The 5,961-nt window shown below is 68.8% G+C and carries 6 protein-coding genes and 1 pseudogene; 4 read left to right on the forward strand and 3 right to left on the reverse strand.

Features of this window, described 5'->3' with window-relative positions:
* Positions 1-184: 184 nt before the first annotated feature.
* Positions 185-1,105, forward strand: a complete 921-nt coding sequence (locus KME79_RS44085; protein ID WP_219552605.1) for a sigma-70 family RNA polymerase sigma factor — start codon at positions 185-187, stop codon at positions 1,103-1,105.
* A gap of 18 nt (positions 1,106-1,123) precedes the next feature.
* Positions 1,124-1,630 carry a nitroreductase/quinone reductase family protein gene (locus KME79_RS44090; RefSeq protein ID WP_219552607.1) on the forward strand — a complete coding sequence of 169 codons (507 nt, stop codon included), beginning with the start codon at positions 1,124-1,126 and terminating at the stop codon, positions 1,628-1,630.
* Between the two features lie 295 nt (positions 1,631-1,925).
* Here the strand turns inward: KME79_RS44090 and KME79_RS44095 are convergent, their stop codons facing one another.
* On the reverse strand, positions 1,926-2,360 hold the full coding sequence (locus KME79_RS44095) for a recombinase family protein (protein ID WP_246641417.1): 435 nt from the start codon (positions 2,358-2,360) through the stop codon (positions 1,926-1,928).
* A gap of 123 nt (positions 2,361-2,483) precedes the next feature.
* Complete coding sequence (locus tag KME79_RS44100) at positions 2,484-3,083, reverse strand: TetR/AcrR family transcriptional regulator (RefSeq protein ID WP_219552609.1); 600 nt, start codon at positions 3,081-3,083, stop codon at positions 2,484-2,486.
* A 98-nt stretch (positions 3,084-3,181) separates the two neighbouring features.
* On the opposite strand from KME79_RS44100, the gene KME79_RS44105 reads away from it, so the two are divergent.
* Together KME79_RS44105 and KME79_RS47715 are read left to right on the forward strand one after the other, a co-directional pair.
* Positions 3,182-3,736, forward strand: a complete 555-nt coding sequence (locus KME79_RS44105) for a dihydrofolate reductase family protein (protein WP_219552611.1) — start codon at positions 3,182-3,184, stop codon at positions 3,734-3,736.
* Positions 3,737-4,309: 573 nt separating this feature from the next.
* Positions 4,310-5,205: pseudogene (locus KME79_RS47715) on the forward strand (transposase family protein).
* Positions 5,206-5,272: 67 nt separating this feature from the next.
* Here the strand turns inward: KME79_RS47715 and KME79_RS44125 are convergent.
* Positions 5,273-5,961: laminin G domain-containing protein (locus KME79_RS44125; RefSeq protein WP_219552617.1), on the reverse strand; the 689-nt coding region annotated here is incomplete at its 5' end.

Below are 5,961 nucleotides of genomic sequence, written 5' to 3' on the forward strand. Positions count from 1 at the left end.
CATCTACGCGATCGTGCTCATCGGCCTGGCCCTGGCCGGTGCCGGGCGCACCTTAGGGCTCGGCAACCTGCCCCTCCTCCAGCGCACCCCCTGGCTCCGCTAGCACCGGCGCCCTCGCGCCCGCCTCACCTCCGGGGGAGGCGGGCTCCCTTCGGCCCCGATCGGCCCGTGTGAAGGAGGAACCATGATGCCCGTGAGGGTGAACGGCCCGCGAACCCGGCACCACCTGGACGACTATCTGACCCGCATCGGCGCCATCGCGCTGCTGACCGCGCAGGAGGAGATCGCGCTCGCCAAGCGGATGGAAGCGGGAACCCGCGCCGCCCGCCTCATCGCCGAAGGAGCCGCCGCCCCGGGGCTGGCCGCGACGGCCGCCGACGGCCTGGCCGCCCGCCGGCACATGATCGAAGCCAACCTGCGGCTGGTGGTGTCGATCGCCAGACGGTACGCGCAGCGCGGCATGTCCCTGGCGGATGTGATCCAGGACGGCAACCTCGGGCTGATCGAGGCCGTCGAGCGGTTCGACCACAGGCGGGGCACCCGGTTCTCCACCCTTGCCACCTGGTGGATCCGCAAGGCGATCCAGCGAGGCCTGGAACACGCGCACACGGTCCGGCTGCCGATCGGCGTCCAGGACCAGCTCGTCGCGATCAGCCGGGCACAGGCCCAGGCCGCCCAGCGGCTCGGGCGCGCTCCGGCCGCGCAGGAGCTGGCCGAGGCCGCAGGGCTGGAGCCGGACAAGCTCGCGGCCCTGCGGCAGGTGCCGTGGACGTGCGTCAGCCTCGACCTGGACGCGGGAGACAGCGGGCAACAGGGCACGATCGGCGACCTGGTGGAAGACGATCGCACCCTGACGGCCGAGCAGGTCGTCGAGCGCAAGGCGCTGCAGGCGGTGCTGACCACCCTGGTGGACCGCCTGGCGCCACGGCAGGCGCTGATCATGCGGCTGCGGTTCGGGCTGGACGGGCACGACCGGCACACCCCCCGCCAGGTCGCGGACCAGCTGGGGCTGACCCCGCAGTGGGTCCGGGCGCTGGAGAAGGAATCGCTGGCGCGGATGCGCGCCATGGGACGCCCGTACGAGCTGCGGGCCTGGGCGAGCTGACCGTACGGAGGGGCGATCATGGGAACGACCGGTGGCTTCGAGCGCTGGCACCGCCGGCTCTACCGTGGCGGACGGCCCAACCGGCTGGCCCGTGCCTTGAACCGGGCATGGCGGGCACTGCACTCGACGGGGCTGATCAAACGCCTGGTGACCCTGGAGGTGCCCGGACGGCGCACCGGCCGCGTCATCGCCTTCCCTCTCGTGGCCACCCACTATCAAGGTGAGCGGTATCTGGTGGCGATGCTCGGCCCGCGGACCAACTGGGTGCTCAACGTGCGCGCCGCCGGTGGGCGAGCGGTGCTGTGCCACGGGCAGCGCACCGATGTCCGGCTGGTGGAGGTCGAGCCCGCGGCCCGCGCCCCCATCCTGCGCCGCTACCTGGCACTCGCGCCGGGCGCGCGACCACACCTGCCGGTGAACCGGCACGCTCCGCTGCAGGAGTTCGAACGGGTCGCACCCGCCATACCCGTCTTCCGCATCACGACAGCGCCCGCATCTGACAACAAGCACCGACAAGGACTTTAGGCCCTGGGCCGGTGTGCATGGCCGAGCTGGATGACCTCCGCGGCGGCGCAGAAGCAAGCCAGTGCGGTTCCGTCGCTACGAGCCCGTGGGAACCAGGGGCGATGCCGTGCAGTTGACGATCGAAATCAGGCCAGTTCCCCCGCGCATGCGGTCACGTCCCACTCCGTGGGACGTGACCGCTCTGGGACCATCCCCGCGTGCGCGGGGAGCACCCTTCCAGCATGCCGACGTTGAGCGGGCGCAGTCCTGGGTCTCGATGTGGTGCAGGTGCGGCGGGCGGGCCCAGCCAGGTGAATCAGGGTGCTGCCTGCGGGGCGGCGGGTTCGAGGGCACTGGTGATCTGCCCGGTGCGGAGCTGTTGCGGGTGGGGGATGTGGTTGTACAGCGTGCCCGGCGATACGCCGAGCAGTTCGGCGATCGAGGTGATCAAGTTCTCGGGGTTGGGCAGCATGTCCTGGGCGGCGCGCAGCAGTGCGGGGGTGACGACGGTGGGGCGGCCGCCGGTACGGCCGCGCACCCTGGCGGCGGCCAGGCCGTCGCGGGTGCCGGCGACGATGAGTTCGCGGATGAACTCCGCCAGGGCGGCGAAGACGTGGAAGATGAGGCGGCCGCCCGGGGTGGTGGTGTCGAGGTTCTCGTGCAGTGAGGTAGAGCCGATCTCGCGTTTGCGCAGCTCGCCGACCATGGTGATGAGATCGGCCAGCGAGCCGCTGTAGCGGTCCAGGCTCAACGACGAGGGTGTCGCCTTGACAGCTACCCGTTCTGCGGCTCCTTCTGTGGAACGGTCGAAGCCGGTGGAGGAGGCGCTGATCGCCGCAACAGCTGACCAGCCGATAGCCGCAGGAAGGCCGGCCTAGCGGGACTGGGCAGCCAAAGGAGCCAGCGCGGCATCGACGGCGTCGGCGAGCCGCCCAGGATCGGCCTCGGCCCGAGCCAGCACGTGCAGCCCCTGCATGAGACCGAGCAGCAACCGCGCCTGAGCCCCGCAGTCGACGTCGGCACGAACTTCCCCGGCTCGTCGCGCGGCGTCGAGCGCCCGCTCCAGACCAGCCTCCAGCGCACCGAACCCCTCGTGCACCAGCCGCCCGGCCGCCTCGTCCGCCGGAAGCAACTCGGCCGAGGTGTTGCCCAGCATGCATCCGCGCCCAGGCGTCACGCGCGCCGCCTCCAAAACGCTCATCAGCAGCTCACGAACGCGAGGCAGCACAGGCCCTCCGGCAGCGTCCAGCTCCGCCGCCTGCTCGCGCGCCCCGCCCACATAGCGGTCCAGCGCGCGCAGGAACAGTCCATGTTTGTCCCCGTAGGCGGCATAGAGGCTGCCCGGCAGCACGTCGAGCTCCTCCTTGAGATCCCGCAGCGAGGTCGCGGCATATCCCCGCCGCCAGAAGAGCTCCAGCGCGCGGCCGACGACCTGGTCGTCGTCGAAGGAGCGTGGGCGGCCGGTCCGTGGCATGGACCCATCATATGACTTCTTGACACCTCGTTCAAGAAGTGTAATGTGCGGTGCGTTACTTCTTGAACGAGCAATCAACAAGTATGCCTGGAGATCCCATGCGACGCCTGTTCCTGCACATCAACGTCTCGCTCGACGGCTACATCGCCACCCCGTCCGGGGACATTGACTGGCGCTTCGCCGACCAGGAGTTCCAGGACCACATCGACGCCCTGCTGGAGTCGATCGACGGGATGGTCTTCGGCCGCACCGCCTTCGAGCAACTCGCCGGATACTGGCCCACGGCCGGGGACGAGGTCTCCGCCACTCAGCGGCGCAGGATGCACGAGCTGCCCAAGTACCTGCTGTCCCACGAACCCGCCGGCGTCGAGTGGCACAACTCCCACTGGCTCGGCGACGACCCCGCCAAGGCTCTGAGCGAACTGAAGCGCCAGGATGGGCGGGACATCGCCCTGTTCGCGGGCGGCCAGGCCGCCGTCTCGGCCATCCGCCTCGGCATCCTGGACCAGGTGCGTCTGGTCGTGAACCCCGCGCTGCTCGGCGGCGGCACCAGACTGTTCGACGGCGCCTACTCCGAGGCGGACCTAAAGCTCACCGGCAGCCATCACTTCACCTCCGGCGCCCTGCTGCTTACCTACGACCTCACCGGCTGACCGCCACCAGGAGAATCGAACCGCCCCACCCGGCGTCCAACCCCCTCATGTTCAGCATGACCCTCGGCCCAGGCTAGCCCTCTCCCCGGCCGCTGGGCATGAAGCCAGCCATCCGCCGCTCATTTCGATAGGCGCATCCTCCGAATCCGCTGAGCCTCATGGCACCGGCACATGGTGACAACACCCCTCGGTACAAGCCACACCTGCAGGGGGCCGGCCGGCCCCCTGCGGGCCCCGGAGGTCTACGCCCCGTCCTCCTCCGGGTCGCTACGGTCGGGGAAGTCGGGCAGGTCGGGGACCTCACCGAGCTGCCGCAGTCCTTCGGCCGGCGTGGAGGAGGAGATGGAGTAGCGGCCCAGGACGTTGAGATGGGCGTGGCTGAGCGGGATAACCGGGCAGCATCCTGGCCCTTGACCGGGATGCCGTCGGCAGGCAACTGGTCGACCGCGGCCGACAGGTGCTTCGAGTTCCACAGCGCGACCGCGTTGAAGACCAGCCCCAGAGCCGCTAGATCGTTGATGTGAAATTCGCTGATCGTCTGCGGGCACAGCGAAGGGTGTCCAAGATCGGTTTGTGAAGACTGAGCTGGACGCCCTTCTGACGGCACTCTATGTCTATCTGGACGATCACGTGATGCCTTCGCCGGCACAGCCCCGCAAACGAGGCCGCCCTCCAGTGCTGACCTCGGCAGAGGCAGTGGTCCTGGCGGTGGCGCAGGTGCTGTTGCGCTGCGATCAGGAGCGTTACTGGCTGCGGACGGCGGCGGCCCGGATCGGTCATCTGTTCCCGCGGCTGCCCTCCCAGGCCGTCTACAACCGGCAGCTGCGCAAGCTGGGCCCGCAGATGTCGGCGGCGACCCTGTGGCTGGCCCGCCAGGTCCCGACCTGGCACGAACCGCTGCGGCTGATGACGGCACCCCCATCCGGTGCGGCGCCTCGCGGGTGACGGTCAACCGGTCAAGCCTGGGCGAGATCGCCGGATACGGCATGGACAAGTCCCACCACGCCTTCTCCTGGGGCGCCAAGCTGATGCTGATCACCACCGCCGACGGCGCGGTGACCGCCTTCAGCCTGGCCTGCCCCAAGGAGCTCGACGAACGCAAGCAGGCCCTGCATCTGCTGCACGTCACGCCGATCGCGCCCGGGCCGTGCCCGATCGTGTGTGACAAGGGGTTCGCCGGCGCCGGCATCGAGAAAGCCGTCGCTGATCTGGGCCACCGGCTGATCCGGCCGGCCCGCGAGGACGAGCCCGGACCCGCCCTGCCCTTTCCCTGCTGGTTACACCAGCGCATCGAAGCGATCATCTGGACGCTGAAGAACCAGCTCGGCCTCGAACGCCACAACGCCCGCCACACCGACGGCCTGTGGGCACGCATCAGCCAGCGCATCCTCGCCCTCAACGCCGTCATCTGGCACAACTGGACCATCGGCGCACCTGTGAAGCGATCTCTGATCGCCTACGACCACTGATCGAATTTCACATCAACGATCTAGCCGGTGGTCAGCTTCGACTGTCCCCACGGGCCGCGCGAGATCATCACCCGCGGCCACTGGTGTTGGGCCCCCCGGGCACATCAATGGACCACCGGCTGGCGCGGTCACCACTGCCGATGTAGGCATACGAACGATACTCAGGGTAGAGAGCCCCGTTGAGCTCGCCCACCGGCTGGCCGTCCAGAAAAAGCTGCTGGTGTGAGCCATTGACGTTCAGCACGACATGGTGCCACTGATCGTCATTGACCGGGTTGGAGCTGGTGATCGGCGTGTACACCCACGACCCGCTGCTGTTTCTGATGTCGCCCAGCTGGCCGCGCAGCCGTCCATCGGTACCGACATACAAGACGGGCTTCGTGGCCCCGAATTCGTATCCGAACTCGGCGGCGGAGAAGATGATGCCGTTCTGCGAGGTCTTGAACCAGCCTTCGATCGACACTCTGTCCCGGAGCCGGGCCAGCAGGTAGAACGGCAGTGCGACATGCGACTTGGTGAAGCCCCCGGCGGTGTCCGCGCTGCCTCCCAAAGCTCCAGGGCGGCCCACGGTGACACTCGTGTAGATACCGGCGCGTCCGTCGCTGCCCTCGTTGGCGGCCGGCTCGTGCCCCTCTCTGTCAGACTGCTGTGGTACATGGGACAGATGAGTCCTTTTGATGTAAAGCAGGGCGAGACAGGACGATCGAGACAGTGACGATGACCCTCGCCGACCAGGCCGCCATGACGGGGCAGGAT

This window comes from Nonomuraea harbinensis (assembly GCF_019396385.1).
GTDB lineage: Bacteria > Actinomycetota > Actinomycetes > Streptosporangiales > Streptosporangiaceae > Nonomuraea > Nonomuraea ferruginea.

What these genes read in the sequence shown, in the direction of transcription:
- KME79_RS44085 (WP_219552605.1), top strand. Translation starts at nt 185, where the DNA reads ATGATGCCCGTGAGGGTGAACGGCCCGCGAACCCGGCACCACCTGGAC.
- KME79_RS44090 (WP_219552607.1), top strand. Translation starts at nt 1,124, where the DNA reads ATGGGAACGACCGGTGGCTTCGAGCGCTGGCACCGCCGGCTCTACCGT.
- KME79_RS44100 (WP_219552609.1), bottom strand. Translation starts at nt 3,083, where the DNA reads ATGCCACGGACCGGCCGCCCACGCTCCTTCGACGACGACCAGGTCGTC.
- KME79_RS44105 (WP_219552611.1), top strand. Translation starts at nt 3,182, where the DNA reads ATGCGACGCCTGTTCCTGCACATCAACGTCTCGCTCGACGGCTACATC.